General features: G+C 73.4%; 24 protein-coding genes and 1 tRNA gene. 13 read left to right on the top strand and 12 right to left on the bottom strand.

All coding sequences use genetic code 11. The features are described from left to right. Nucleotides 1-194: 194 nt before the first annotated feature. A tRNA-Arg gene (locus tag ACWCRJ_RS32645) sits at nt 195-267 on the top strand. Nucleotides 268-928: 661 nt separating this feature from the next. After that, nucleotides 929-1,216, top strand: a complete 288-nt coding sequence (locus ACWCRJ_RS32640) for a chaplin (protein ID WP_450942666.1) — start codon at nt 929-931, stop codon at nt 1,214-1,216. 136 nt (nt 1,217-1,352) lie between these two features. Here the strand turns inward: ACWCRJ_RS32640 and ACWCRJ_RS32635 are convergent, their stop codons facing one another. The 8 genes from ACWCRJ_RS32635 to chpG form a co-directional block, all read right to left on the bottom strand. Next, a complete protein-coding gene (locus tag ACWCRJ_RS32635) occupies nt 1,353-2,219 on the bottom strand; it encodes a tyrosinase family protein (protein WP_450942665.1) in 867 nt (288 codons plus the stop codon). Then, complete coding sequence (locus tag ACWCRJ_RS32630; protein ID WP_450942664.1) at nt 2,203-2,661, bottom strand: tyrosinase family oxidase copper chaperone; 459 nt, start codon at nt 2,659-2,661, stop codon at nt 2,203-2,205. The genes ACWCRJ_RS32635 and ACWCRJ_RS32630 overlap by 17 nt, the downstream gene beginning before the upstream one ends. A 91-nt stretch (nt 2,662-2,752) precedes the next feature. After that, nucleotides 2,753-3,262, bottom strand: coding sequence for a hypothetical protein (locus tag ACWCRJ_RS32625; protein WP_450942663.1), 510 nt, complete (start codon nt 3,260-3,262; stop codon nt 2,753-2,755). Nucleotides 3,263-3,615: 353 nt separating this feature from the next. Then, nucleotides 3,616-4,221 (bottom strand): vitamin K epoxide reductase family protein, encoded by a 606-nt coding sequence (locus ACWCRJ_RS32620; protein WP_450942662.1) that lies wholly within the window; start codon nt 4,219-4,221, stop codon nt 3,616-3,618. After that, a complete protein-coding gene (locus tag ACWCRJ_RS32615; protein WP_046919147.1) occupies nt 4,221-4,718 on the bottom strand; it encodes a DUF5949 family protein in 498 nt (165 codons plus the stop codon). The genes ACWCRJ_RS32620 and ACWCRJ_RS32615 overlap by 1 nt, the downstream gene beginning before the upstream one ends. 195 nt (nt 4,719-4,913) lie before the next feature. Further along, a complete protein-coding gene (locus ACWCRJ_RS32610) occupies nt 4,914-5,204 on the bottom strand; it encodes a hypothetical protein (RefSeq protein ID WP_450942661.1) in 291 nt (96 codons plus the stop codon). Between the two features lie 251 nt (nt 5,205-5,455). Continuing rightward, on the bottom strand, nt 5,456-6,373 hold the full coding sequence (locus ACWCRJ_RS32605; RefSeq protein WP_450942660.1) for a hypothetical protein: 918 nt from the start codon (nt 6,371-6,373) through the stop codon (nt 5,456-5,458). A 191-nt stretch (nt 6,374-6,564) separates the two neighbouring features. Further along, a complete protein-coding gene (gene chpG / locus ACWCRJ_RS32600; protein WP_005479502.1) occupies nt 6,565-6,804 on the bottom strand; it encodes a chaplin ChpG in 240 nt (79 codons plus the stop codon). 297 nt (nt 6,805-7,101) lie between these two features. Here chpG and ACWCRJ_RS32595 point away from each other — a divergent pair, with 297 nt between their 5' ends. The 9 genes from ACWCRJ_RS32595 to ACWCRJ_RS32555 are packed head-to-tail and all read left to right on the top strand — an operon-like array spanning nt 7,102 to nt 17,802. Next, nucleotides 7,102-8,289 (top strand): DUF3344 domain-containing protein, encoded by a 1,188-nt coding sequence (locus ACWCRJ_RS32595; RefSeq protein WP_450942659.1) that lies wholly within the window; start codon nt 7,102-7,104, stop codon nt 8,287-8,289. A 39-nt stretch (nt 8,290-8,328) separates the two neighbouring features. Next, nucleotides 8,329-9,501 carry a glycosyltransferase gene (locus ACWCRJ_RS32590; protein WP_450942658.1) on the top strand — a complete coding sequence of 391 codons (1,173 nt, stop codon included), beginning with the start codon at nt 8,329-8,331 and terminating at the stop codon, nt 9,499-9,501. Continuing rightward, nucleotides 9,498-10,949, top strand: coding sequence for an exopolysaccharide biosynthesis polyprenyl glycosylphosphotransferase (locus ACWCRJ_RS32585; protein WP_450942657.1), 1,452 nt, complete (start codon nt 9,498-9,500; stop codon nt 10,947-10,949). Before ACWCRJ_RS32590 ends, ACWCRJ_RS32585 begins: the two co-directional genes overlap by 4 nt. 11 nt (nt 10,950-10,960) lie before the next feature. Beyond that, nucleotides 10,961-12,298, top strand: coding sequence for an O-antigen ligase family protein (locus ACWCRJ_RS32580; protein ID WP_450942710.1), 1,338 nt, complete (start codon nt 10,961-10,963; stop codon nt 12,296-12,298). Further along, complete coding sequence (locus tag ACWCRJ_RS32575; protein WP_450942656.1) at nt 12,295-14,070, top strand: lipid II flippase MurJ; 1,776 nt, start codon at nt 12,295-12,297, stop codon at nt 14,068-14,070. The genes ACWCRJ_RS32580 and ACWCRJ_RS32575 overlap by 4 nt, the downstream gene beginning before the upstream one ends. After that, nucleotides 14,054-14,803: a polysaccharide deacetylase family protein gene (locus ACWCRJ_RS32570; RefSeq protein WP_450942655.1), complete on the top strand. Its 750-nt coding sequence runs from the start codon at nt 14,054-14,056 to the stop codon at nt 14,801-14,803. Before ACWCRJ_RS32575 ends, ACWCRJ_RS32570 begins: the two co-directional genes overlap by 17 nt. Nucleotides 14,804-14,810: 7 nt before the next feature. Further along, the gene (locus tag ACWCRJ_RS32565) at nt 14,811-15,959 is read left to right on the top strand and encodes a glycosyltransferase (protein WP_450942654.1); all 1,149 of its coding nucleotides are present in this window, start codon (nt 14,811-14,813) and stop codon (nt 15,957-15,959) included. A 20-nt stretch (nt 15,960-15,979) separates the two neighbouring features. Then, nucleotides 15,980-16,624, top strand: a complete 645-nt coding sequence (locus ACWCRJ_RS32560; protein WP_450942653.1) for a lipopolysaccharide biosynthesis protein — start codon at nt 15,980-15,982, stop codon at nt 16,622-16,624. Further along, the gene (locus ACWCRJ_RS32555; RefSeq protein ID WP_450942652.1) at nt 16,621-17,802 is read left to right on the top strand and encodes a GNAT family N-acetyltransferase; all 1,182 of its coding nucleotides are present in this window, start codon (nt 16,621-16,623) and stop codon (nt 17,800-17,802) included. Before ACWCRJ_RS32560 ends, ACWCRJ_RS32555 begins: the two co-directional genes overlap by 4 nt. Before the next feature lie 22 nt (nt 17,803-17,824). Here ACWCRJ_RS32555 and ACWCRJ_RS32550 read toward each other — a convergent pair whose 3' ends face one another. Then, entirely contained in the window at nt 17,825-19,270 is a 1,446-nt protein-coding gene (locus ACWCRJ_RS32550; protein ID WP_450942651.1) for a glycoside hydrolase family 26 protein, read from the bottom strand. 179 nt (nt 19,271-19,449) lie between these two features. Here ACWCRJ_RS32550 and ACWCRJ_RS32545 point away from each other — a divergent pair, with 179 nt between their 5' ends. Both ACWCRJ_RS32545 and ACWCRJ_RS32540 read left to right on the top strand, forming a co-directional pair. Further along, nucleotides 19,450-20,760 (top strand): carboxylate--amine ligase, encoded by a 1,311-nt coding sequence (locus ACWCRJ_RS32545; protein WP_450942709.1) that lies wholly within the window; start codon nt 19,450-19,452, stop codon nt 20,758-20,760. Next, the gene (locus ACWCRJ_RS32540; protein WP_450942650.1) at nt 20,760-22,019 is read left to right on the top strand and encodes an NAD(P)-binding domain-containing protein; all 1,260 of its coding nucleotides are present in this window, start codon (nt 20,760-20,762) and stop codon (nt 22,017-22,019) included. Before ACWCRJ_RS32545 ends, ACWCRJ_RS32540 begins: the two co-directional genes overlap by 1 nt. Before the next feature lie 50 nt (nt 22,020-22,069). On the opposite strand, the gene ACWCRJ_RS32535 is transcribed toward ACWCRJ_RS32540, so the two are convergent. The 3 genes from ACWCRJ_RS32535 to ACWCRJ_RS32525 form a co-directional block, all read right to left on the bottom strand. Continuing rightward, entirely contained in the window at nt 22,070-23,041 is a 972-nt protein-coding gene (locus tag ACWCRJ_RS32535) for a chaplin family protein (protein WP_450942649.1), read from the bottom strand. 108 nt (nt 23,042-23,149) lie between these two features. After that, on the bottom strand, nt 23,150-23,407 hold the full coding sequence (locus tag ACWCRJ_RS32530) for a chaplin (RefSeq protein ID WP_450942648.1): 258 nt from the start codon (nt 23,405-23,407) through the stop codon (nt 23,150-23,152). Between the two features lie 256 nt (nt 23,408-23,663). Beyond that, nucleotides 23,664-24,065, bottom strand: a complete 402-nt coding sequence (locus ACWCRJ_RS32525) for a rodlin (RefSeq protein ID WP_450942647.1) — start codon at nt 24,063-24,065, stop codon at nt 23,664-23,666. Nucleotides 24,066-24,197: the final 132 nt, after the last annotated feature.

Here is a 24,197-nt window from a genome sequence, read left to right as displayed (position 1 = left end):
TGCGAGGCCCGAGGCGCCAAAAGAGGTGCACGATTCGTACCTGCCTGCGATTATCAGGACCGCTTCACCGAACCTCCACATTGAGCCACGGAGGCGAAGCAACAGGGTCAAGGACTCGGGAGCCCTATCCTTGTCCCCGGCAACGTCACGGATCAGCCCACACCCGGGCACCAGGACAGAGGCCACCACACCCGGCCCCCGTAGCTCAGTGGATAGAGCAGGCGCCTTCTAAGCGCTTGGCCGCAGGTTCGAGTCCTGCCGGGGGCGCAAGTCTCCACCCTCCCATTGGGAGGGTTTTTTGCTGGTCACAGCGGGTATCGCTCGCAACGACAAAGCCCCGGACACTCCCCCCGACGATCAAGGGGAGGTTCCGGGGCTGTCCGGCTGTCACCGGGTTTTCGCGGGTGGCCCTGTCGAATACGTGTCGAAATTCTTGGCGAGAAGCCTCAGTCTCCGTCGGCCGGCCCGGGCAGGTCTCCAGCGGCCTCCAGGCGCCTTTTCAGGTCAGGCAGCTGACCCTCGACGCACCGTGCGTAAGTGGCCGGCAGGACCGGCACGCTGTTCCCGGCCCATTCGGCCACCTGGGCGGGTGGGATCCCGTCGTTGAGCCACTTCGTGAGGCGCGTGTGCCGGTTGTCGTACACCCGCCTCCCTGTGGGCGAGTCGAAGACGTGCGGGAGCAGGACGGCCTTGCGGGCGCTGCGCCGGTCGGCCGGATCTCCGCCCGACCGGCCGTATCACCAGCCGCACCACCGGCCCCCGACCGGCCGCACGATTGGCCCACGACCGGCCGCCCGTCCCGCCCCATACTCCCGTTCGGAACGGGTGATCCCCCGGCGAACGCCGTGACCCGCGGTGCGCGGCCGCGTTGAAGGGGCGTGCGGCCACGAAGTGGGGGTCGTGCTCACCGATCAAGAAGGAGAACGTGATGTCTCGCATCGCGAAGGCAGCCGTCGTCACCCTCGGCACGTCCGCCGTCGTGCTCAGCGGCGCCGGCCTGGCCGCGGCGGACGCCGGCGCCGAGGCCAAGGCCATCGGCTCGCCGGGTGTCCTGTCGGGCAACATCATCCAGGTCCCCGTCAACGTGCCGGTCAACCTGTGCGGGAACACGATCAACGTCGTCGGCCTGCTGAACCCGGCCTTCGGCAACGTCTGTGTCAACAAGAGCCACGACGACCACAAGGGCAACCCCGGCCCGTCCGGCTACGGCCACTGACGGGGCCCACAGCCCCGAGCGTCACAGCAGCGACACGGCAGTGACAAGAAGCCCCCGACGGTGTCCCACCGTCGGGGGCTTCGCGCCTTTCCCGGGAACCCGGAAGACCGCAGCCGGTCACCCGTACCGGCGCCGGTCACCCGTATCGGTACACGTGACCGATCGACTCCAGCGCGCCCGGGGTCACGTTCCAGGGCGGCATCCGCTCGTCGCGCGCGACGATCCGCCCCCGCTGGGAGTCACCCCTGCCCGGCGGCTTGGCCGGCAGGTAGCGCGCGCCCCGATGGCGCTGCTGCCAGCGCGTCCACTGCAGGTCGATGAAGGCGTGGTGCAGCCAGAAGACGGGGTCGTTGACGGAGGCGCCGCCGACCATGTGCCCGCCGACCCACCGGTGCACCCGATTGTGGTTGAGCCAGGAGCCGTTGCCGGTGCCCTGGCCCCACCCTTCGAGCCGGTTGCGGAAGCCCCCGCGCGTGACCGAGTTCCAGGGAGCCTTGTCGTAGACGGACTCGGCGAGCGCCGCGTCCAGGTCCCGGGCGGTGGGCAGGCCGACGGGGTTGCGCGGGTAGCCGAGGTCCCGGGTGAGGTACTCGATGTCCGTAAGCCCTTCCGTGATGGTCCACCGGCCCGTCCCGTACGCGAACGGACCGGTCGTCACCCGCAGGTCGGAGCGCCGCCCGTTGCCGCCGAGCAGATCGGCCGTCCAGGGCACCGACGTCGTCGTACGGTCCCGCGTCCAGTCCCAGTACGGCACGGTCACCGAGTCGTCGATCCGGCGCAGCGCCTTCTCCAGCTCCAGCACGAAGCGGCGGTGCCAGGGCAGGAAGGAGGGCGCCATGTGGGCCGTCCGCAGACCGCCGTCGCCGTCGGAGACGTAGTGGTCGATGTGCATCCGCACGAATTCGTCGTACTCGCCGCGCTGTTTGAGCTTCAGCAGCGCGCCCACGAACCGCCGCCGCTCCGTGCGTGTGAGCGTGCTGACGTCCTTACGTGTGTAGGCCATGGCCGACCGCTCCCTCCGCCGTCTCCACCACGCGCAGGCGCTGCGTGGTCCCCAGTTCCTCGACGGCGGCGCGGGTCGCCTCCAGGGCCATCGGGTACGAGCGGTAGTGGTCGATCATGCTCAGGTACGTGCCGTCCGCGCGGCGCATGAGATGCAGCGGGCGTCCGTCGACGGTGACGTCCCACTCGCCGGGGCCGGGCGTACGGGCCCCGAGATAGGCCGTCTGGCCCGTGTCGGCCCTGACCCCCCGGATACGGCGGCCCCGGAACGTCTCGTCGAAGTCGGCCTCCCCGGGTGGCGCCGACCGGCGGGGCCACGCGGCGGCGACGACGGGGGCCACGGCCAGGGCGACGGCCGACGCGCCCAGGGCGCGCAGCGCGTTGCGGCGCGTTCTGCTCCGGCCGGCTTCGGGGTCCACCGTCGCTCTGCTGACGAACAACACTCTCTCCTCGTCGTGTTCGGTAGCGGTGACCCCCGGTCGGCCGGGCCCGGGCTGTCAGGGCTCCGGGCCTCGTCTCCGTGTCGCCGCGGGCTCAGACGAGCCCGAGGTTCGCGGTCGGCGCCGTCCGCAGCAGCGGGGTGAGGACGGCCACCTGGGGGTCCTTCACGCCGGGCAGGCCCAGCGCGTGGGGGTCGGGCGCGGTCAGTGGGGTGTCCACGTTCAGCCCGGGGGTCAGGGTCCGCAGGTCGGCGGCGGGGGCGTCGACGCCGAGCCGCTCGAAGCCCTCCCCGACGACCCGGGGCAGCGGGGTCTCGGCCTTCAGCCCCGGCAGCGCCGTGCCGAGCGGCACCTGGGGCAGGCTGCTCGCGGGCAGCAGCCGCCCCTCGACGTACTTCGGTCCTCCCTGGGGAGCGCCCGGCATGAGCAGCGGCAGCTCTCCGCTCAGCTTGGGCGCCTTCACGTTCAGGGAGTGCTCCACACCTTCGAGCGGCAGGGGGACGGGGACCGTCTCGGCCGCGACGGCGGGGGCGGCGGAGGCGCCCATCGCGGCCGCCACACCGGTGACGACGGCGGCAAGGGTTCCTCGTGTGGTCGGCTTCATCTCGGTACGGTCCCTTTCGAGCATGGGCGGATCCAGGATCGGCGACCGTGGGAATCGGCCGGATCGACGGATTCGGAATCGGCGGTGCGCGAGCCGTGCTGCGGGGCTCGTCGCCCGTACCGGGTGAACGATCCGGGGATCTCCCTCAGTTCAAGATTCGCCCGACTGCCGCAATGGTCCGAGAGGCCTATGGGCCCATTGCCGCATCGGCACATCGTCGCATCGGCCCATTGCCTCATTGCCCTATTGCCTCATTGGGCTATTTCCTCATTAGGTCTATTGCCTCATTGGTCTGCCAACCGTCGACCTGCCGCCCATCGGCCCATTGCACCACTCACCCGTCGTTCCGTCGGTCAGCTTGTCCAGAAGTCCCACCATCGGGTCAGGACGAGCATCCCGATCACTCCGAGGTGCAGCACCGGGAGCACCCAGGTGAACTCGACGAGAAAGCCGCTCAGCCAGGCCGGCGCGGGCAGGAAACCGTTGCGGACGTCGAAGGAGACCAGGTACCAGAAGAGAACGATCGTGGCGATCCAGGCCAGGCAGCACCACAGACAGAGCGAGTTGATCCGGTACAGCGACTCGAACTGCAGCCAGGTCACGAAGCCGACCCCGAACAGCGCGCCCGCGCCGAAGGTCAGCCAGTACCAACGCGGGAACACCGCTCCGGCCAGCAGGCTCACGCCCACGCAGACGACGACCCCGTAGGCCACCAGTCCGAGCATCGGGTTCGGGAACCCGAAGGCGGAGGCCTGGTCGCTCTTCATGATGTTGCCGCAGGAGACCACCGGGTTGAGGCTGCACCCGGGCGTGAAGTTCGGGTCCTCCAGCAGCTTGAACTTGTCGAGCGTGATGACCCAGGACGCGAGCAGACCCGCCGCGCCGGTGAGCAGCAGCAGGATCGCGAAGGCACGGCCGCCGCCGGCCGTGCGCGCCGGCCGCCCTGCCTGGGCGGCCATCAGCCGCGCAGGCTGCGGGCCGGCAGGAGGACGTGGGCGGCGCTGGTCAGCGTCTCGGGGTCACCCGCGAAGGCGGCGAGGGCCGCGGGCTCGACGGGCATGCCGGGCCGCGCCTCGGGCCAGGGACGGGTGGCGAACAGCAGGTAGGCGAAGCCGCGGGTGCCGACGGCGGCGAGCCACTCCGGCGGGGCCGGGCACTGGGCGTTGAGCTGCGGCAGGGTGATGACGGCCTGGCCGGCCTCGACGAGCAGGGTGACCGGCAGGCTGGGGTGGGCGGCGCCGTCGACGACCTTCTCGCCGATGGACAGGCCGAGACCGGTCAGCAGATCCGCCACGGCGGCCGTCGAGCCCTCCGGTCCGTTCCGGCCGTCGCCCAGGGTGTAGGCGAGCAGATAGGGCATGTCTCCGTCGGGGGCTTCACCGCTCCACGCCATGACGACGAGCGTGCCGAGGTCGGCGGGACGGAAAGGGCGGGTTTCAGCGGAAGTTGAAGTCACCGCGGAACCCTATCCACGCCCGCCAAACGACTCGGCCGCGTTTTCACCCGACCGGGCGACAGGCGACGACCGACCACACGAACGAGGGACACGCCTCGAACACCGGGGAATTCACCCGACGGAGGAGCGGAGAACGCGTCGGGCCGGTTCCGCTTCTTTCCGCGGAACCGGCCCTGGGGACTGCGAAAGGAAATGTCAGCCCTGGAGGGGCAGACCGCCAAGGAGCTTGCTGGGGCCGCCGGGGGCGTTGAGGGCCTTGGTCGCGCCGCTCACCGTGTGGAGGACGGAGTCCTTGTTCTCCGTGTCGAGCGCGTTCGACTGCTGCGGCAGCGGAGCGGGCGCGATGGGCCCCTTGAAGAGCGTGTTCACCGCGCCGTTGAGGCTGGTGGGCGTGACGTCCGTGGCGTCGTAGGCAAAAGCCGGTGCGGCGGCACCGGCGATGGCCAGGGACCCTGCGACGACAGCGGCGGCCTTCAGCGACTTCATCGTGTTCCTCTCCTCGGATACTGGAAGCTCTGCGCCGTGTCCAACGAGCCCCCGCGCCGACGGAAACCCCGTTGCGGACAGGTCATATCTGACGCCGAACAACAGGTCATACGAAACAGCCGTCGGACCGACCCGGACAGCGGTCGGCCCGACGGCCTGCGGAGGGCTGCTGCCAGCGGGAAGCGGTGAGCAGCAAGCCGTGAGCTGCGAGCGGCGAGCGGCGAGCGCGCCTCCGGCGGTTCGCCTCGCTCTCAGCGCACGGGCGTCACGGCAGGCGGCTGTACCGGCAGCGCTTCGGTGGACGGCGTCACCGGCAGCTCCGTCGGGGACTGCCCGGCCGGCAGGGCGACCGGGGCGGGCAGGCCGCTGCCCAGGAGGATGGACCCGATGAGCTGGACCAGACCGGCGACCACACTGTTGACGGCGGGCAGCACCTGGGCGAGGTCACCGGAGGTGACCGCCTTGAGCAGGGTGTCGACCGCCTTCTGCAGGGCGGTGAGCGCGTCGGTCACCGGGTTCGCCGCGATGCTGCCGGCCGGGTGCACGAGAGCACGGTCGAACGCCGGCAGCGTGACCGCCAGCTGCGGAGCGGCCGGAGCGGCCGGCACCACGGGGACGGCCGGAGCGGCCGGCACCGACGGGAGCGAGGGAGCCGCCGGGGCGGCCGGGGCGGACGGAACCGTGGGCGTCGTCGCCGCGGGCGGAACAGCGGGCGCAGGCGGAACAGCGGGCGCAGGCGGGACAGCGGGCGCAGGCGGAACAGCGGGCGCAGGCGGGACAGCGGGCGCGGCCGGGTCCGACGGCAGGGCGACCGGCGGAACGGCCGGCGGGACGGCCGGCGAGGTCACCGGCGCACTCGCCTTGGCCCGGTCGATGGCGTCCCGCACGGCCTTGCCCAGCTCGGCCGCCCGGCCGGCGGAGAGCTGGCCGTTGTCCGCCTTGAGTACGGCGTCGAGCAGATCGGTCACCGGCTTCAGCACCCCGCCGAGGTCGCCGAGGCCCTTGAGCTGGCCCTGGAGCGCGTCCGCGCCGGGGACGGGGGCCGCCGACCGGGCGCGCTCGCGCGCCGACTCGACGTCGGCGGCCAGGGCGGCCGGGGCGGTGACGCCGAGGAGGAGCGTGGCGCAGAGCGCGGAGACCGCGAGACGCCGTGCGGGCAGAACACGCATGGATGTTCCTTTCATCGGTGCGAAGGATCGTGTTTTCACCGTGAAATCGGTGATCGCCGTCGGCAACCGATGGGGCCCCATCCGGAGCAACACGAACCGGCCGCCCTCCCCGTGGGGAGAACGGCCGGTTCGTGTGGAACGTGCGAACGTCAGTCCGAAGACGTCAGTGCGGGGACGTCAGTCCTCGAACGTCAGTCGTTGAAGCACTTGTTGCCGAACGACGGGTTCAGCAGACCGATGACGTTGATGGTGTTACCGCACACGTTGACCGGGATGTGGACCGGAACCTGCACGACGTTGCCCGACAGCACGCCCGGGGAGTGGGCGGCGAAGCCCTTCGCCTCGCTGTCGGCGGTGGCGACGCCGGCGGTGCCCGCCACGGCCGCGGCAGCAACGGAGGTCAGGGCCAGGCCCTTCGCGATACGCGACATGGAGAGGTGCTCCTTGGAGTTGATGCAAAAACACTCGGGCGGGGGTGCCCGGCGGTGAGTCAACGCGCGGCATGCGTCCGGGGTTGTGCCTCCAAAGGAGTGATCTCGCAGAACGCCCGCTTCACCGTTCCGACACAGTTGGCGCGTTCCGTAGATAAGTACGCATAGCGGGATAGAGTGCGCATCTCCCCACAACACCGCGGCCTTTATCAGATCCGCACATTTTCTGCCCGTCGAGGGTCCGCGGCTTTTCCCCGACAAGCACCCGAACGAGCTCCCGAAAGGGCACCGCCGGTCATGCGAATTCATCCGGGTCCTCTGCTGCGCCGCGCGATGGTGGGCTGCTGTGCCCTCGCCGCCCTCTGGGGGCCCGGTGCTCCCGCGACGGCCGCGCCACCCGCCCCCTCGCCCGAGGCCGAGCGCCTAGCGTTCGGACAGCGTTACCGGGCGCTGCAGCACGGCGGGATCGTCCGCGCGGCCAACTCCTCGATCTCCTGCCGTGCGGTGGTGCCGGCCGCCTCGCCCGCGGCCGTCCCCTCCACGACACCGGCCGCGCCCGCGGCGCTCACGCCCGCTCCCGCGGTCGCTCCTGCGGTCGCTCCCGCGGTGTCCTCGTGCGCCGACGCGCGTGCGGGGCGTACGGCCGTCAACGACGACTTCGACATGTTCTACATCGACGTCGACCGGGACCCGAACACCTACAACTCCAGCCGGGGCGAGGTCCGGCTGGCGCCGGGCGCGCGGGTGTCGTACGCGCGGCTGTACTGGGGCGGGAACCTGCGGGTGGGTGAGCAGAAGCCGCCGAAGGACAACGGGCGGGTGCTGATCGCGGAGCCCGGCGGCGAGTACAAGGAGGTGCTCGCCGACTCGGTGGTGGGGCACCGGGTGGCGCGGGGCGCGGACGCCTTCCAGGCCTCGGCGGACGTCACGGAGCTGGTGCGCTCCAGCGGGTCGGGGCTCTACACGGTGGCGCAGGTCAATGTGGCCATGGGCCGTTCGGCGGCCGGCGCGTGGGGCGGCTGGACGCTGATGGTGGCGTACGAGAACGCGGCGGAGCCGCTGCGGCACCTGGCGATGTGGGACGGGTTCGACACGCTCGCGCCGGACGGGGAGCAGCGGGTCGGGTCCACCGCGATGGCGCTGCCCGAACGCGCGCGCGGGGTGGTCGGCCTGGTCGCCTACGACGGGGACCGGGGGAGCCGGGGCGATTCGCTCACCGTTTCGACCGGACGGGGTCCGGCCGTCGCGCTCGGCGACGCGGCCAACCCGCGTGACGACGTCCTGAACTCCACGATCAGCGAACCGGGGGCGCTCGCCGCAGGGCGTACGCCGACGTACTCGAACACGCTCGGATACGACTCGGATGTGCTCGAACTGGACGACGAAATCCGGCGCGGCGGTGACCAGTTGGCCTTCCGGCTCGTTTCGCAGCGGGACGCGGCTTGGGTCGGGGCGCTCTTCGTCGCCGTCGACGCCAAGCCGTGACGCGCGCCGCCCGGCGCCGCCTCTGAGCAAGGAACCCGCATGCAACTGTCACCATCCGACCCTCCGTCGCGGGTCCTGCACGTCACCCAGCCGGTCGACGGCGGCGTGGCCCGTGTCGTGACGGACCTCGTGCGGGCCCAGCTCGCCGACGGCCTGCATGTCGCGGTGGCCTGCCCCGACGGCCCGCTCGCCCCGGTCCTGCGCGCGCTCGGCGCGGACGTCCGGCTCTGGGCGGCGACCCGGTCGCCGGGCCCCGCGCTCGTGTCCGAGGTGCGGGGGCTGCGGCGGATCCTCGACGACGTACGGCCCGACCTGGTGCACGCGCACAGCGCGAAGGCCGGGCTGGCGGGCCGGCTCGCCGTACGGGGGCGGGTGCCGACCGTGTTCCAGCCGCACGCCTGGTCGTTCGAGGCGGTGGACGGCGTGATGGCGGCACTGGCGCTCGGATGGGAGCGGGCGGGGGCGCGCTGGGCCTCCCGGGTGGTGTGCGTCAGTGAGGCCGAGCGGGTCACCGGGGAGCGGGCCGGGGTACGGGCGCGCTGGACGGTGATCCCGAACGGGGTCGACGCCGGCCGCTTCCACCCCGCGGCCGTGGACACCGTGCGCGCCGGGATCCCGCTGCTCGCCGGCGTCGATCCGGCCGCTCCGCTGGTGGTGTGCGTGGGGCGGCTGTGCCGGCAGAAGGGGCAGGACGTGCTCCTCGCGGCCTGGGACGCGGTGCTGCGGCAGGTGCCGGGGGCGCGTCTGGTGCTGGTCGGCGACGGGCCGGAGGGTGAGCGGCTGCGGGCCCTGGCCCCCGGGGGCGTGCTGTTCGCCGGGGGTGTCACGGACGCCGTGCCCTGGTACCAGGCCGCCGATCTGGTCGTCCTGCCGTCGCGGTGGGAGGGCATGGCGCTGGCGCCGCTGGAGGCCATGGCGTGCGGGCGGCCGGTCGTGCTCAGCGATGTGGACGGGGCCCGCGAGAGTCTGCCGCCCGGCCAGGAGCCGGTGCCGGTCGAGGACCCCGCCGCGCTCGCCGGGGCGGTCGCCCGGCTGCTGCGCGATCCGCTGCTGCGCGAGTCGCTCGGCCACCAGGGCCGCCATCACGTACTGACCACGCACGACGTGCGGCACACGAACGAGGCCGTCGCGGACGTGTACCGCGAACTGCTCGGCGGTACGGACGGCCGACGCGGGAAAGCCACCGAGTGCAGGGAGTCCATCCACACGTGACTGCGGAACGTACGGAAAGCACCGTCCACTCCCCCGGTGGACAGCAACGCGAGTTCGGCGGCTCGTCCGTCTCGGTGGTCCCGCCGCGCGAGACCCTCGGCCCGGCGCTCCCGGCCGGCCGGCGGCCCGTCGCCCGACCTCCCTCGGGGCTGCCACTGCTGACCGTGGACGGCGGCGCGGCCCTGCTCGCTGTGCTGGCACTCACCGACGACATGACTCCCGGGCGGCCGCTGATGGTCGCCGTCCTGACCCTGGCCGTGGCCGTGCTGAACGCCCGGGCGCGCCTCTACCGGCCCCCCGCCGTGCCCGCCGTGCTCGACGAACTGCCCGCCGTGTGCGGACGGATCGTGCTCGGCTGGTGCGTGCTCGGCGCCGGGGTGGCCGCGCACTCCCCCGACCACGCGCTCGCCGCCCATGAGCTGGCCCTCGGCTGCGCCCTGCACTCGGCGGCGGCCTGTGTCGGCCGGGGCACGGTGCACTGGCACCGGCGCCGGGCGCTCGTCAGACGCCCCGGCACGGCCCTGGTGGTGGGTCCCGCGGCGACCGCGCAACGCGTGGCCGCCGCGTTCCTGCGCCACCCGGGCTGCGGCATCCGGCCCGTCGGTGTGGTCGCCGACCAGGCCTCCGGGGCCGAGGGCCTGCCCGTGCTGACCACCCCCGAGGAGGTGCGGCGGGCGGCCGTGCAGAACGGCGTCCGGACCGTGCTCGTCGTCGGCTCCCGCACCGAACGCGCCCCGCTGCTGCGAACCCTTCAGGACGACGGCTGCGCGCTGTGGGAGGTGGACCCCGAGTCCCCCTCCTACGACCGGGACGGCTCGACCGAGCTGCTCGCCGGGTTCGCCTGTCGGCGACTGGAACTGACGGTCAGTCATGAGGCTTTCGGCAAGCGCCTGTTGGACGTGGCGGTCTCCGGGGCGCTGCTGCTGCTGGTGAGCCCGCTGTTGCTGGTGTGCGCGGTGGCGCTGCGACTGGGCGACGGACCCGGGGTGGTGTTCCGGCAGGAGCGGATCGGCCGGGACGGGATGCCGTTCACGCTGCTGAAGTTCCGCACCCACCGCCCGGCCGACGCACACGAGGCGGCGACCCGGTGGAGTGTGGCGAACGAGCAGGAGATGGGCTGGTTCTGCCGCTTCCTGCGGCGCAGTTCGCTGGACGAGCTGCTGCAGCTGTGGAACGTGCTGCGCGGCGACATGAGCCTGGTCGGCCCGCGTCCCGAACGGCCCTACTTCGTGGCCAAGTTCGGCCAGACCTACCCCGGTTACGCGGCCCGGCACCGGATGCGGACCGGGATCACGGGCCTGGCCCAGGTCACCGGGCTGCGCGGGGACACCTCCATCGAGGACCGGGCCCGCTACGACAACGCGTACATCGACAACTGGTCGCTCTGGCAGGACCTCTGCATCCTGGTGCGCACGGCCGCCGCGCTCGTCCGTCCGACGGGGAGCTGACCGTGACGTCTGTGCGCGCTGCGGCGCCCGTCCTGCCCGTGGTCGCCGTGGTCGCCGCGCTCGCGCTGCCGATCACGCAGAGCGCCGAGGGCGGCGCCACCCCGGCCGACGCCGTCTCGGGGCTGCTGGTGCTGTGGTGCGTCGTGCGGCTGCTGCGGGACCGGCGGCGCCCCCTGACCCGTACGGCCGCGGTGGTCCTCGGACTGCCGGTGGTCGGGCTCGCGCTGGCGACGGCCGGGGCGGGTGACCCCGGAGCCGGGATGGAGGGGTTCGGCCGGTATCTCCAGGTCTTCGTGCTGGTGCCGGTGGCGGTGCTGCTGTGTGTGCGCGGCCGGTCCGACTTCCGGGTGGTGGCCTGGTCGTTCGTGGGGCTCGCGCTGTGGCAGGGCGCCGTCGGGGTGCACCAGTTCGCCACCGGGACCGGGGCCAGTTACGCCGGTGAGGACATCCGGGCCGTGGGGACCTTCGGGGCCGGGGACGTCATGGGGATGGCGACCGTCGTGTCGTTCGGGCTGGTGTGCGCGGTCGGCCTGGCGCTGGCGCCCGTGACGGTGCGGCAGCGGGCCTGGGCGGTGGTCTGCTCGGTGCTGCTGGTGCTGCCGCTCGCGGTGTCGTTCAGCCGGGGCGCGTGGATCGCCACGGCCGCGGCGTGCGGACTGCAGGTGCTGCTGGCCGGGCTGCGGCGGGCGGTGGTGGTCTGCGCGGCCGTCGCCGCCGTGGGCGTGGTCCTCGTCGGCGGGCTCGGGATCGGGTCCGCGATGATCCAGGACCGGATCAGCAGCATCACCCACGTCGCCGACGCGCCGGACCAGTCGGTCACCGACCGGTACACCATGTGGGCCGCCGCCGCCGGGATGTGGCGCGAGCGGCCGCTGGCGGGCGTGGGACTGAAGGGCTTCCCCGAGCACCGCGACGGCCACGCCTCGCTGGCGCTGTCCGCCGGCAGCGACATCGCCGGCGCCGGCACCGCCTACCAGAAGCAGCCGCTCCTCTCCCCCCACAACATGTACCTGCTGGTCCTGGGCGAGCAGGGGCTGATCGGCCTGACGACACTCGCCGGGAGCTGGCTGGCGCTGGCGGCGTGCGCGGTACGGGGGCTGGCGCGGGCCCGGCGCGAGAGCGGGCCTCGCCGGACCGGCGGGCTCGACTGCGGGCTCGTCGCCTGTGGGCTGATCACCTGGGTGCTGGTCGACTTCGCGTACGCGGACATCGGCGGGCCGACGACCGTGCTGACGGCCGTGGGCTTCGGCCTCGTGGCGTGGTGGGCGCTGGCGGACCGCACCGCCACGGGTGCCGCCCCGGCCGGGGCCGTCGCGTCCCGCGTACCGGAGGGGGCCGGGGCGCGATGACCGCAACGCCTCCGCGGGCATCGCGGCAGACACCTCCACCGGCACCGGATTCCGGCGCCGTGGACCCGGCGGCGCCCCCCTCTCAGACCGTCGACCCCGTCCCCCCGGCCTCCGTCCCTGCGGCCCCCGTCCCCTCGGTGCCCGGTGCGCGGGCCGCCGAGCCCTCGGAGGTCGCGCCGCCCACGGGGCGGTTCCTCGCGAAGGCGACGCTCGTCACGGCGGCGCTCACAGCGGCCGCCGCGCTGCTGGGGCTCGGCCGGGACCAGTCGCTGTCGTACCTGTTCGGGGCCGGCAGCGAGACGGACGCGTTCCTGGTGGCGTGGACCGTGCCGGAGTTCGCGGCGACGCTGCTGATCGAGGACGGCATGGCGTTCGTGCTGGTGCCCGCGTTCAGTGTGGCCGTGGCCCGGCGGGCCAGGGGCGGTGCGGGCGCCGACCCGGTCCGTTCCCTGGTCGCCTCGACGCTGCCCCGGCTGGCGCTGGCCTTCGCCGCGTCGGCCGTCCTGCTCATCCTCGGCGCGCCCTACCTCGTCGAGGCCCTCGCACCCGGGCTGCCCAACCCCCGCCTGGCCGTCGACTGCACCCGGCTGACCGGCACCTGCGTCCTCACCTTCGGCCTGGCCGGCTACTGCAGCGCGGCCCTGCGCGCCCACCGCCGGTTCGTGGCACCCGCCGCGATCTACGTGGCGTACAACGTCGGGATCATCACGGCGATGTTCGTGCTGGGCGGGCGCTGGGGCGTGCGGGCGGCCGCCCTCGGGGTCGCGGTGGGTGGTGTGCTGATGATCGCCACGCAGCTGCCGGCCCTGCTGCGGCAGCTGCGCCGACCGAAGCGGGACCGCGGGACCCCCGCGGCACCCGTGGGCCCCGAGGCGCTCCCGTCCGGGGACGACCGGGACGCCGCCCGGCCCGTCGAGCTGACCCTCATCACCACCGTGCTGCTCTTCGCGCTGTGCCGCCAGTCCCAGGTCCTCATCGAGCGCTTCCTCGGCTCGACGCTGCCCTCCGGAGCCATCTCGCACCTCAACTACGCGCAGAAGGTGGCCCAGATCCCGATGACGTTCTCGCTGATGCTGTGCACCGTCACCCTCCCGGTGGTGGCGCAGGCGATGGCGGAGGGCGACACCGAGCGGGCCCGCAGCCGGGTGGAGAAGGATCTCGCGCTGGTGTCGTGCATCGTGCTGCTGGGCGCGGCGGCGATCTTCGCCTGCGGTCCGCAGATCATCGAACTGCTCTTCCAGCGCGGCGCGTTCACCGCACGGGACACCGCGGCCACCGCCGCCGTGATGCGGGTGTACGCCCTCGGGCTGCTCGGCCACGCCCTGGTGAGCGCGCTGGTCCGCTCCTACTTCTCGGCGGGCCGGCCCACCTGGTACCCGCTGGCCGCGATGGCCGCCGGGATCGTCGCGACCTCGTGGATCGGCGCGGCCACCGTCGACTCCTGGGGCGTCCTCGGCATCGCCGCCGCCAACGCCGTCGGCATCACCCTCACCGCCCTGCTCCTGCTGCGCGGCATGCGCGGCCGGGCGGTGCCGATCCGCACCCGGCAGGTGGTCGGCGAGATGAGCCGGCCGGTGCGGGCGGCCGTGGCCGCGGGCGTGGTGGGGATGTACTGCGCCGACCGGTTCGACTCCCCCGTGCTCGGCCTCGCCGTCGGCGGCGCGGTCGTCGCCCTCGTCTTCGTCCTGCTGGCCTCGGCCCTGGGCGCCTCCGGTGTCACCCCCGCCCTCCGTTCCGTCACACGAAGGCTGTCGCATGTCCGTAACCGCTGACCCCAGACCGACGACCGTCGCCACCCCGCTGTGGGTGGCCATGTACCACTCGGTGGGCGACTGCTCCGAGGACCCGTACCGCATCACCGTCTCGCCCGGCCGCCTCGACGCCCAGCTCGGCTGGCTGCGGCGGCGCGGGCTGCGCGGGGTCGGCATGGCCGAGCTGCTGGCCGCCCGCGCCCGGGGCGAGGGCCGGGGCCTGGTGGGGCTGACCTTCGACGACGGGTACACGGACTTCGTCGACACCGCGCTGCCGCTGCTGCGCGCCCATGGCTGCGGGGCCACGCTCTTCGTGCTGCCGGGGCGGCTCGGCGGCGAGAACGCCTGGGACCCGCTGGGCCCGCGCAAGCCGCTGCTGGACGAGGAGGGCATCCGGACGGCCGCCGGGACGGAGGGCATCGAGGTCGGCTCGCACGGGCTGACCCATGTCGACCTCACACAGGCGGACGACGAGACCCTGCTCGCCGAGACCGCCGACAGCAGAGCGCGGCTCGCGGAGCTGACCGGCGCTCCCGTCCAGGGCTTCTGCTACCCGTACGGCACCCTCGACCAGCGGGCCGCCGACGCCGTGCGGGACGCCGGGTACGCGTACGCCTGCGCCATCGACCCCGGCCCGCTGAACGGCCCGTACGCGCTGCCCCGGGTGCACATCGGCGAGGAGGACACGGCCCTGCGGCTGCTGCTGAAGCGGAAGCTGCACCGGCTGCGCCGCCGTCCCGTCGAGGGGGTCTGAGGCCGACGTGAAGGCGCTGCACATCATCACCGGCCTCGGCGTCGGGGGCGCGGAGCAGCAACTGCGGCTGCTGCTGCGTCATCTGCCGGTCGACTGCGACGTGGTGACACTGACCAACCCGGGCCCGGTCGCCGACGGTCTCACCGCCGACGGGGTCCGTGTCACCCATCTGGGCATGGCGGGCAACCGCGACCTCGCCGCGCTCCCCCGTCTGGTGCGGCTGATCCACCGGGGCGGGTACGACCTCGTCCACACCCACCTCTACCGCGCCTGCGTGTACGGCCGGTTCGCCGCCCGGCTGGCGGGGGTCCGCGCGGTCGTGGCCACCGAACACTCCCTGGGCGACTCGCAGATGGAGGGGCGCCGGCTGTCCGCCGGAGTGCGCGCCCTCTATCTCGCCAGTGAGCGCCTCGGCCGGTCCACGGTCGCCGTCTCGCCGACCGTCGCCGACCGGCTGCAGCGCTGGGGCGTGCCGGCACCCCGGATCGAGGTCGTCCCCAACGGCATCGACCTCGCCGGCTTCCGCTTCGATCCGGACCTGCGCGAACTGACCCGGCGGCGGCTCGGGCTGCCGGAGGGCGCGTACGTCGTCGGCGGTGTGGGACGGCTCGCGGCCGGCAAGCGGTTCGACGTGCTGGTCCGGGCGCTCGGCCGGCTGCCGGACGACTGCTGGCTGTTGATCGCCGGCGGTGGCCCGGAGGAGAGCGTGCTGCGGCGGGCCGCCCAGCGGGCCGGGGTCGCCGACCGGGTGCTCCTCACCGGGGAACGGCCGGCCGCGGGCGCCCCCGGGGCCGATCTGCCCTCGCTGATGAACGCCATGGACGTGCTCGCCTCGCCCAGCGCCGAGGAGGCCTTCGGGCTCGCGGTGGTGGAGGCGATGGCGTCCGGGCTGCCCGTGCTCTATGTCTCCTGCCCGGCGATCGAGGACCTGCCGCCGGACGCGACCGCCGGCGCCCGGCGCGTCCAAGGGGGCGCGGAGTCGTTCGTCAGCGCCCTGCTGGACCTGCGCGCGCAGGGCGCGCGCAGCCGGGCCGTCCCCGCCGCCGCCCAGCACTACTGCATCACCCGCAGCGCCGCCCAGCTCATGGACGTGTACGCGGCCGCCGTCTCCCGCACGCCCTCGCCGACCCCGCCCCTGGGAGTGAGTTCCGTATGACCGACCGTACGTCTGAACGTATGTCCGACAGCCCGCACCGCGGACCGGCCCACGGCGGCCGCGCCCGGTCCCTGCCCTCCTGGTCCCTGCTCGCGGCCGGCGCGCTGCTCGGCGGGGTGGCCGGGGGCGCGTACGGCGTGGTGAAGGCGCCCGTCTACACCGCCACCAGCTATCTCGTCGTCGTGCCCACCGAGGGGTCGGACACCCAGTCGGCGCTCGGTTTCGCGCAGGCGTACGGGCGGGTGGCGACGCAGGTCGCGGTGCTCGGGGACGCGCAGGTGTGGGCGGGGGTGCCGATCGAGACGCTGCGCAAGGACGTGCGGACGGCGACCTCGCCGGACGCGCCGATGGTCGCCGTCTCCGCCACCTCCTCGCGGCCGGACCTCGCCGCCGACATGGCCAACGCCGTCTCCCGGGCGCTGACCCGGCACGCGAACGACACCAAGAGGTCCACGCGCGTCGAACTGCAGCAGTTCGCCCGCGCGACCAGGCCGACCGAGGCGTCCTCGGCGTCGCCGACGGTGACCGGTCTGGTGGGCACCGCGGCCGGCGGGCTGCTCGGCGGGCTGGCCCTGCTGATCCGGCCCCGGCGCGCCCCCGAGGCCCCGCCGTCGGCCTCCGTACCGGGTCCCGCTCTCGCCGCCGACGCCCACGGACAGCTGTGACCAGCCTCCTGGAGACGGCGACGAGCACCACCCTGCGCGCCGAACTCTGCACCGACGAGCGCGAGTTCGGCGAGCTGGCCGGGCCCTGGGACCGTCTGTACCGGCGGTGCGGAGCGGCCACCCCGTTCCAGAACCACGCCTGGCTGCACTCCTGGTGGCTGTCGTACGGCACCCCCGGCAGGCTCCGGCTGGTCCTCGTCCGCGACGGCGACGAGCTGCGCGCGGTCGCCCCGCTGATGCTCGTACGGCGTCCGCTGCCCGCCCTGGTCCCGCTCGGCTGCCCGATCTCGGACTTCGCCGACGTGATCGTCGACGACGAGTACGCCGAACAGGCGTCGACCGCGCTCGCCGAGGGGCTGTCGGCCGCCGCCCGGACCGCGCTGATCGACTTCCGCGAGGTACGGCCGGGCGCTGCCGTCGAACAGATCTACGACCGCTGGCGGGGACCCCGCCGCAAGGTGGCCGACTCGGTCTGTCTGGAGCTGCCCGCGCGGCCCATGGACGAGCTGCTCAAGCGGCTGCCCAACTCCCGGGCCCAGCGGGTGCGCGCCAAGCTCCGCAAGCTCGGCGACCTCGGCATCGAGCCGCGGGCGGTGGGCGCCGACGAGGTGGACGCGGCCCTGCGGACCATGCTGGACCTGCACCGCCTCCAATGGCAGGACCGCAAGGTGACCACCGAGCACATGCGCCCCCGCTTCTCCGAGCATCTGTCCCGCGCGGTCGGGCCGATGGTGCGCTCGGGGGACGCCGTGGTGACCGAGTTCCGGCTGGACGGCGACGTGATGGCCGTCGACGTCACCCTGCTGTCGCCCCGGCTGGCGGGCGGCTACCTCTACGGCGCCCATCCGCGGCTGCGCGAACGCAAGGCGGACGTCGCCACCATGCTGCTCAACGCCTGCGCCGGGCATGTCGGTGCCGGCGTCCACCAGGTGCTGAGCCTGCTGCGGGGCGCCGAGCCGTACAAGCTGCGCTGGCGCCCGGACACCGTCGTCAACCAGCGCCTGCTGCTCGCCCGCCGCCGCACCGCGCCCCTGCTGTCGGCCGTCGCCTGCGACGCGGCGGCACGGCTGCGGGGCAAGGAACTGCTCCACCGGTGGCGGGCCAGGAAGGACGCCGAGCAGAACCGGGAGCGCACGGACCGGCCGGAGCGGAAGGAACGCGGTGGCGGCGGGCCCTGAGCGGCCCGCCGCCGGCTCCGGATCACCGGTAGCGCGACCACCAGTCCGTACGGACGCAGAGCTTCCCGCCGAGCCAGTACTCCACCCAGTCGCCCAGCTCCAGCGGCGAACAGTTCGGCGGACGTACGGGCGTGGTGGGAGCCGGCTTCGGTGTGGGGGTGGGGGTCGGCTTCGGTGTCGGGGTGGGAGTGGGCGTCGGAGTCGCGGTCGTGTCACGGCCGAAGAGCATCGACCGGTACACCTGCGCCGCCTTCGGGTTGCTCGAACACTGCCAGACACCGTGCGGGCAGTAGTCCGTGAGCGTGTTGTAGAGCGGCTTGTGCTCGTCCATCCAGGCGAGCATGCGCCGCATGTACTCCGGGTTGTCGCCGTTGCGGAAGAGTCCCCATTCCGCGTAGGAGATGGGCTTCTTGTGCGCCTTCGCGAAATCGACGTGTGCCTGCAGGCCGTAAGGCTCCTTCACCTGCTCGTCGAAGGTGATTCCGCGCGGCTGGTCGTAGGAGTCCATTCCGATGATGTCGACCGTGTCGTCCCCCGGATAACACTGCGTCCAGGGAATGGCGTCCCGGCCCCGGTTCGGGGTCCAGTCGAACGTGAATTTCTGGCCCGGCACCGCGCGCATCGTGGTGACGATCCTGTTCCAGTACTTCTTCCAGCTCTCCGGGTCGGGCCCGCAGCGATGGGTGTACGTGATGCCGTTCATCTCCCAGCCGAGCACGATCACCGTGTCCGGGATCTTCAGCCCGACCAGTCGCTCCGCGAGCCGGCGGTAGTGGTGGTCGAACTGGCCGGCGGCGGCGCGGCGCAGCAGAGCGCGGACCTCGTGGTCGGAGACGCCCTCCTCGTTGCGCTCCATCATGGGCACGTTGAGGACGAACATCCGGTCGTCCTCGTCGCGCCGCCACTCGGCCCAGGAGTCCAGGAAGCCGGGCAGGCCCTCGATGTTGGACCAGCGGTCGCCCGGCAGGTAGGTGTGCGCCACCCGCAGGTCGGAGCCGCCCAGCCAGTCGCTCAGCTCGGCGATCCGGGCGACCCCGCGGGGCCCGTAGTGCAGGTAGGCACCGATGGCCGGCAACTGCTCGGGAAGCTTCGGGGTCGCGGAGGACGTGGCCGGCACGGGCGAGCCCGCCGGCGGCGGGACGGAGGCGCTCGGGGCGGCCGGTGCCGTCGGGACGACCGGAGCGGGCGTCTTGGCGACCGGGGCCGGGGTGACGGCGGCGGGCGCCGCCGGGACCGGAGGCTTCACCGGAGCGGCCGGCACCGGAGGCTTGACCGGAGCGGCCGGCACCGGGGGCTTGGCCGGGACCGGCGGTGGCGGTGGGTCGGTCGCCAGGCCCACCACCCGCGCGCCCACGGCGTGCACCGGGACCGACGCGAGGGCGAACGACGCGACCACGCCGGCCGCGACGAGCGCCAGCCGTCTGGTGCGGGGTCTCCTGTGCCGGGGCCGCCGCTGTTGTGGAGCCATGTCCGCTCCCCTCTCCGCTCTGTTCACTTCACTGCTTTCCGCCGCCGATTTCCACCTACTGACAATCAGTCATACGAATACGAACTCCGCCAACTGGGGCTCCGGCCTTCGGGTGCCCGAATCGCCCGCACGGGTGACCCGACGTCAAAGAAATGTGCGAGGACCCCGACGAAATGAACGTGTCGCCGCTCGACACCCGCGTTCCGGCCGTTCTGCTGCGAACGGACCGCAATCCCTTTCACCACGGAACCCTGGGCGCCGTTCGCTCCCTGGGGCGCGCCGGTGTGGAGGTGCACCTGGTCGCCGACTGCGAGGGCAGCCCCGTGCGCAGCTCCCGGTTCCTCCACGCGACGCACACCCCGCCCCGGCTCGGCGCCTCCCTCGACGAATTCGCGGCCGTACTGCGCCGGGTGGCTGACCGGCTCGGCCGTCCCGCGGTGCTCATCGCGCTGGACGACGCGAGCGCCGTGGCCACCGGCCGGCTGCGCGAGGAGCTGACGGGCTGTTACCTGCTTCCGGCCGGGCCCGCCGCCCTCGCCGAACAGGTGGCCGACAAGGCGGAACTGGCCGCGCTGTGCGGGCGCCTGGACCTCCCCCACCCGGCGACGGTGGTCCCCGGCAGCCCGGCGGAGGCCGCCGCCGCCGTGAGGGAGCTGGGCCTGCCGGTGGTGGCCAAGTGGAGCCGCCCATGGCTGCTGCCCGCCGACGCGGGGCTGCGCAGCACGGTGGTGGTGCGCTCGGCCGGGGAGGCCGCGGCCCTGTTCCGGCGCTCGGAGCAGGCCGGCAGCCGACTGCTCCTCCAGGCGTTCCTGCCGCCGGGGCTCGACCGCGACTGGTTCTTCCACGGGTACGCCGACCGCGCCGGGGCGGTGCGCGGCGGCGGCACCGGCCGGAAGCTGGCTGCCTGGCCGCGCGGCGCCGGCCTGACCACCGTCGGCCGCTGGACCCCGAACCCCGAGGTGCGGGCCCTCGCCGAGCGGCTGACCGGCGCGCTCGGTTACCGGGGCGTGTTCGACCTCGACTTCCGCCGCGAGGGCAACACCGGCGCGTACCACCTGCTCGACTTCAATCCGCGTCCCGGCGCCCAGTTCCGCCTCTTCACCGACGCGGCCGGCATCGACGTCGTCCGCGCGCTGCATCTGGACCTGACCGGCCGCCGGGTCCCGGACGGGGCCCCCGTGCCGGGCCGGACCTTCGTCGTGGAGAACTACGCGCCGCTCGCCGCCCTGCGCCGGCCGTCCCTGCCGTCCCTGCCGTACCCGCCGTCCGGGCCGGGCGCGCGCGAGCTGGCCTGGTACGCGCGGGACGACCGTGCCCCCGGCCTCGCACTGTGGTCGCTGTGGCCGCGCCGCGCGCTCGGCCGCCTGCTGGCACCCCGCCCGCCGCTTCCCCTCCAGCGCGACCCCGCTCCCGGCGAGGTCCGCGCCGGGAGCGGTGCCGAGAACCACGCCGAGAACCGCGCCGAGAACGAGAAAGCGAGCAGCCCCTGATGTACGACCTGCTGGTGGTGGGCGCCGGCCCGTACGGCCTGTCCATCGCGTCCCACGCCGCGGCCGCCGGGCTCAGCCTGCGTGTCCTCGGCCGTCCCATGGCGTCCTGGCGCGACCACATGCCGCCCGGCATGTTCCTCAAGTCCGAGCCCTGGGCCTCCAACCTGAGCGATCCCGACGGGCGTTGGCGGCTCGACGCGTACTGCGCCGAGCAGGGCTTCGAGGCCCGCCACGGCCGGCCGATCCCGGTCGGCACGTTCGCCTCGTACGGCCTGTGGTTCGCCCGCAACGCCCTCCCGCCCGTCGACGAGCGCATGGTCACGCTGCTCCGGCGCCACCACGGCGGTTTCGAGGCGGTCCTGGACGACGGGGAGACGGTCCGCGCCCGCACGGCGGCCCTCGCCGTCGGTGTCGTACCGTTCGTCGAAGTCCCCTCCGCGCTCCGGGAGTTGCCGCCCGACCGGGTCTCCCACAGCAGCCACCACAGCGACCTCGACCGCTTCCGGGGCAGGGACGTCACGGTGGTCGGCGGCGGCCAGGCGGCTCTGGAGACGGCCGCGCTCCTGGCCGAACAGGGCACACGCGTCCGTGTGCTGGCCCGCTCCGGCGCCCTGCGCTGGAACGACGTCCCGCCCCCGCTGGAGCGCCGGCCGTGGGACTCCGTCCGCTCCCCGCACAGCGGCCTCGGCTGCGGCTGGCGCAACTGGTTCTACGCGGAGCGTCCGGGCTGGTACCGCCGCCTGCCGGAGGCGAGACGGGTGCGGATCACGGCCGAGGCGCTCGGCCCCGCGGGCGCCTGGTGGGTCCGCGACCGCGTCGAGCCGGCCGTCGAGGTACGGCTCGGCCAGGAGGTCGTGACGGCGTACGAGACGGGCGGCGCCGTACGCCTGGAGACGGTCGGCCGCGGCGGTGAGCCGGCCTCGCTGGACACCGAACACGTCATCGCGGCCACGGGGTTCCGGGCCACCTGCGAGCGCCTGGACCTGCTGGCGCGTGAGGTACGCGCGGATCTGGTGCCCCTCGCCGACGGCTCGCCCTCGGTCGGGCGGGACTTCGAGTCCTCGGTCCCCGGCCTGTTCCTCGCGGGCCTCACCACCGCGGCCGGTTTCGGTCCCGCGATGCGGTTCGTGTACGGCGCGTCGTTCACCGCCCCGACCCTCGTCCGAGGGGTGCGGCGGCGGCTGCGCGCCGGGGTGCCCGGCGGACGGATCCCGGTGCCGGGAGCGCGGGCGGACCTGGCGTCCACCGCCGGGGCGTGACGCACGCGGGTGCCGGGCGGCGCGCCGCGCGTCCCGGCACCCGCGTGGACTCAACGACGGGAAGCGGCCCGGCCCCGCCGGTACAGGATGCCCCCACCCGCGATCAGCGCGACGCTGGCGGCCCCGGCCGCGAGCAGGGCCTCACGGTCGCTGCCGGTCTCGGGGAGCGTGGGCGGGTGGTCCGTCGGCGGGTGGTCCGTCGGCGGGTGGCTGGTGGAGGGCCCGCCCGTCGGCGGCTTGTGCGTGGGGCTGGGGTGGCCCGTCGGGGGCTTCGTCGTCGGCGGCTTGCCCGTGGGGCTGGGGTGGCCCGTCGGGGGCTTCGTCGTCGGGGGCTTCGTCGTCGGCGGCTTCGTCGTGGGCGGCTTCGTGGGCGGCAGGTGCGGAGGCTTGGTCGGCGGGGTGTCGCCGTAGCCGACCTCGGTGTCCTCGTCGGTGTCCGGGGCGTCGCCGTAGTCGCTCGGGGCGTCGTCGTGGCCGCTCGGCGTGCCGTCGTGGTTCCCGTAGCCGTCGTGGTTCCCGTAGCCCTCGTCGCTCCCGTAGCCCTCGTCGCTCCCGTGGCCTTCCTCGTCCCAGCTCTGCGGGTACTCCACGGGCTCGTCGTACTCCTCGTACGCGTCCGGCCGCGTGTACTCCTCGTACGCCTGCTCCCAGGACTCCTCCGGGTCCGCCGCCGGGGCCGGCGTGTACTCGGGCTCCGCCACCGGGGTGGCGTGGCGCTCCGGGGCGCTCCCGGTGGTGTGGGTGCTCTCGGTGCTCTGGGCGTTCTCCGGGGCGTGGTCGCCGGTGTTGCCGCACTCGTTGCCGAGGGTCGGGTTGCCGAGTGCCGCGGCGTCGACGGTGTTGCCGCAGACGTTCACCGGGACGGTGACCGGCACCTCGACCGCGTTGCCCGACGCGACGCCGGGCGAGTTCGAGGCGGCCCCGTGCGCGCCCGTGTCCGCGAGCACCGGCGTGCCGTAGAGGGACAGCAGCCCCGTCGCCGCGGCGGCCACGACCATTCTCTTGCGCAGGTCCTGTCGCATCTCTTTCTTCCTGCTCGAAGAAGTGGGAAAAGCCGGCCTTGGAGCCGTTGCGAACACTCCAAGACCGGCTGAGGCACAGCCGAACGGCTGCTGCGATGCGTTACGACGTCAGTCGTTGACGCAGATGTTGCCGGCTGCCGGGTTGAGCAGCCCGATGACGCTGATGGTGTTGCCGCACACATTGATGGGGATGTGGATCGGGACCTGCACCACGTTGCCCGAGAGGACACCCGGGGAACCGATGGCGGCGCCGTGGGCCTCCGCGTCGGCGACGGCCGGGGTGGCCAGACCCACGGCCATGATCACGCCGGCCACGACAGCTGCGCTCTTCTTGAGCTTCACGTCATTTCCCTTCTCTGCGGTCATGCCTCAATTGACGGCCGAAACCGAGCGAGCACAGCATGAACGGCTCGCATCATGACCAGCAGTCTGCGAACGAGGAATAGACACCGAAAGAAACTAAGGAACGCGGGGAGTCGGGTAATTCACCCGATCGCCCCGCGAATTTACCGAACAGCCGATATGACGACCACTCGAACGGCCCCTGCCCGGGGACAGGCGAAGGGCTCGGGCCGCGCGCACGCAGTGCGTGGGCGACCCGAGCCGCTCATCGGTCCTACGGTCAGCCGTTGCCGTTGCCGTTGCCGTTGTCCGAGAGGATCGGGATGTCGGACAGGATGTGCGACAGCGGCTCGTCGCCCTTGGCCTGGGTGGAGTTCTCGGTGCACTGCTGGTTCTGCGGGGCGGACAGGATCGGGACGTCCTGGACGACCGCCGCCGCCACCGCGGCGAGGTTGACCTTGGCGGGCAGGCCGACGCAGAGCTTGTTCAGCGAGCCCTGGACCAGCGAGAGCTGCGGGCTCATGTCGCCCTTGGTCGCCGAATTGCCGAACGCCTGGCTGGCACCGTTGCCACTGATGGACGTGGTCCCACCGTCGTCGGCGAGCGCCTGGGGAGCGGTCGCGGCCCCGAGGCCGGTGATGGAAGCGGCGACCGCAACTGCGGCCATTGCCTTCTTGAGCATTTCGCGTTCCTTTCCTGGCGGGACCCGCAGGCCCCTGCTCCGGCAGCAACGGCGCCACACCCGTAGCGGTTTCGGCATATCACCCGTTCGGCCCCGCTCACGCCGCGAATTCTCAGGGATCGACGACGCTCC

The organism is Streptomyces sp. NPDC002324 (genome assembly GCF_053593335.1).
This window is presented reverse-complemented; position numbering and strand designations above follow the sequence as displayed.

Excerpts from the sequence above, each read along its gene's own strand:
- ACWCRJ_RS32625 (WP_450942663.1), bottom strand. The coding sequence starts at position 3,262 with ATGAAGCCGACCACACGAGGAACCCTTGCCGCCGTCGTCACCGGTGTG.
- ACWCRJ_RS32575 (WP_450942656.1), top strand. The coding sequence starts at position 12,295 with ATGACCGCAACGCCTCCGCGGGCATCGCGGCAGACACCTCCACCGGCA.
- ACWCRJ_RS32595 (WP_450942659.1), top strand. The coding sequence starts at position 7,102 with ATGCGAATTCATCCGGGTCCTCTGCTGCGCCGCGCGATGGTGGGCTGC.
- ACWCRJ_RS32540 (WP_450942650.1), top strand. The coding sequence starts at position 20,760 with ATGTACGACCTGCTGGTGGTGGGCGCCGGCCCGTACGGCCTGTCCATC.
- ACWCRJ_RS32640 (WP_450942666.1), top strand. The coding sequence starts at position 929 with ATGTCTCGCATCGCGAAGGCAGCCGTCGTCACCCTCGGCACGTCCGCC.
- ACWCRJ_RS32610 (WP_450942661.1), bottom strand. The coding sequence starts at position 5,204 with ATGAAGTCGCTGAAGGCCGCCGCTGTCGTCGCAGGGTCCCTGGCCATC.
- ACWCRJ_RS32635 (WP_450942665.1), bottom strand. The coding sequence starts at position 2,219 with ATGGCCTACACACGTAAGGACGTCAGCACGCTCACACGCACGGAGCGG.
- ACWCRJ_RS32530 (WP_450942648.1), bottom strand. The coding sequence starts at position 23,407 with ATGACCGCAGAGAAGGGAAATGACGTGAAGCTCAAGAAGAGCGCAGCT.
- ACWCRJ_RS32525 (WP_450942647.1), bottom strand. The coding sequence starts at position 24,065 with ATGCTCAAGAAGGCAATGGCCGCAGTTGCGGTCGCCGCTTCCATCACC.
- ACWCRJ_RS32535 (WP_450942649.1), bottom strand. The coding sequence starts at position 23,041 with ATGCGACAGGACCTGCGCAAGAGAATGGTCGTGGCCGCCGCGGCGACG.
- ACWCRJ_RS32620 (WP_450942662.1), bottom strand. The coding sequence starts at position 4,221 with ATGGCCGCCCAGGCAGGGCGGCCGGCGCGCACGGCCGGCGGCGGCCGT.
- ACWCRJ_RS32560 (WP_450942653.1), top strand. The coding sequence starts at position 15,980 with ATGTCCGACAGCCCGCACCGCGGACCGGCCCACGGCGGCCGCGCCCGG.
- ACWCRJ_RS32590 (WP_450942658.1), top strand. The coding sequence starts at position 8,329 with ATGCAACTGTCACCATCCGACCCTCCGTCGCGGGTCCTGCACGTCACC.
- ACWCRJ_RS32550 (WP_450942651.1), bottom strand. The coding sequence starts at position 19,270 with ATGGCTCCACAACAGCGGCGGCCCCGGCACAGGAGACCCCGCACCAGA.
- ACWCRJ_RS32605 (WP_450942660.1), bottom strand. The coding sequence starts at position 6,373 with ATGCGTGTTCTGCCCGCACGGCGTCTCGCGGTCTCCGCGCTCTGCGCC.
- ACWCRJ_RS32570 (WP_450942655.1), top strand. The coding sequence starts at position 14,054 with ATGTCCGTAACCGCTGACCCCAGACCGACGACCGTCGCCACCCCGCTG.
- chpG (WP_005479502.1), bottom strand. The coding sequence starts at position 6,804 with ATGTCGCGTATCGCGAAGGGCCTGGCCCTGACCTCCGTTGCTGCCGCG.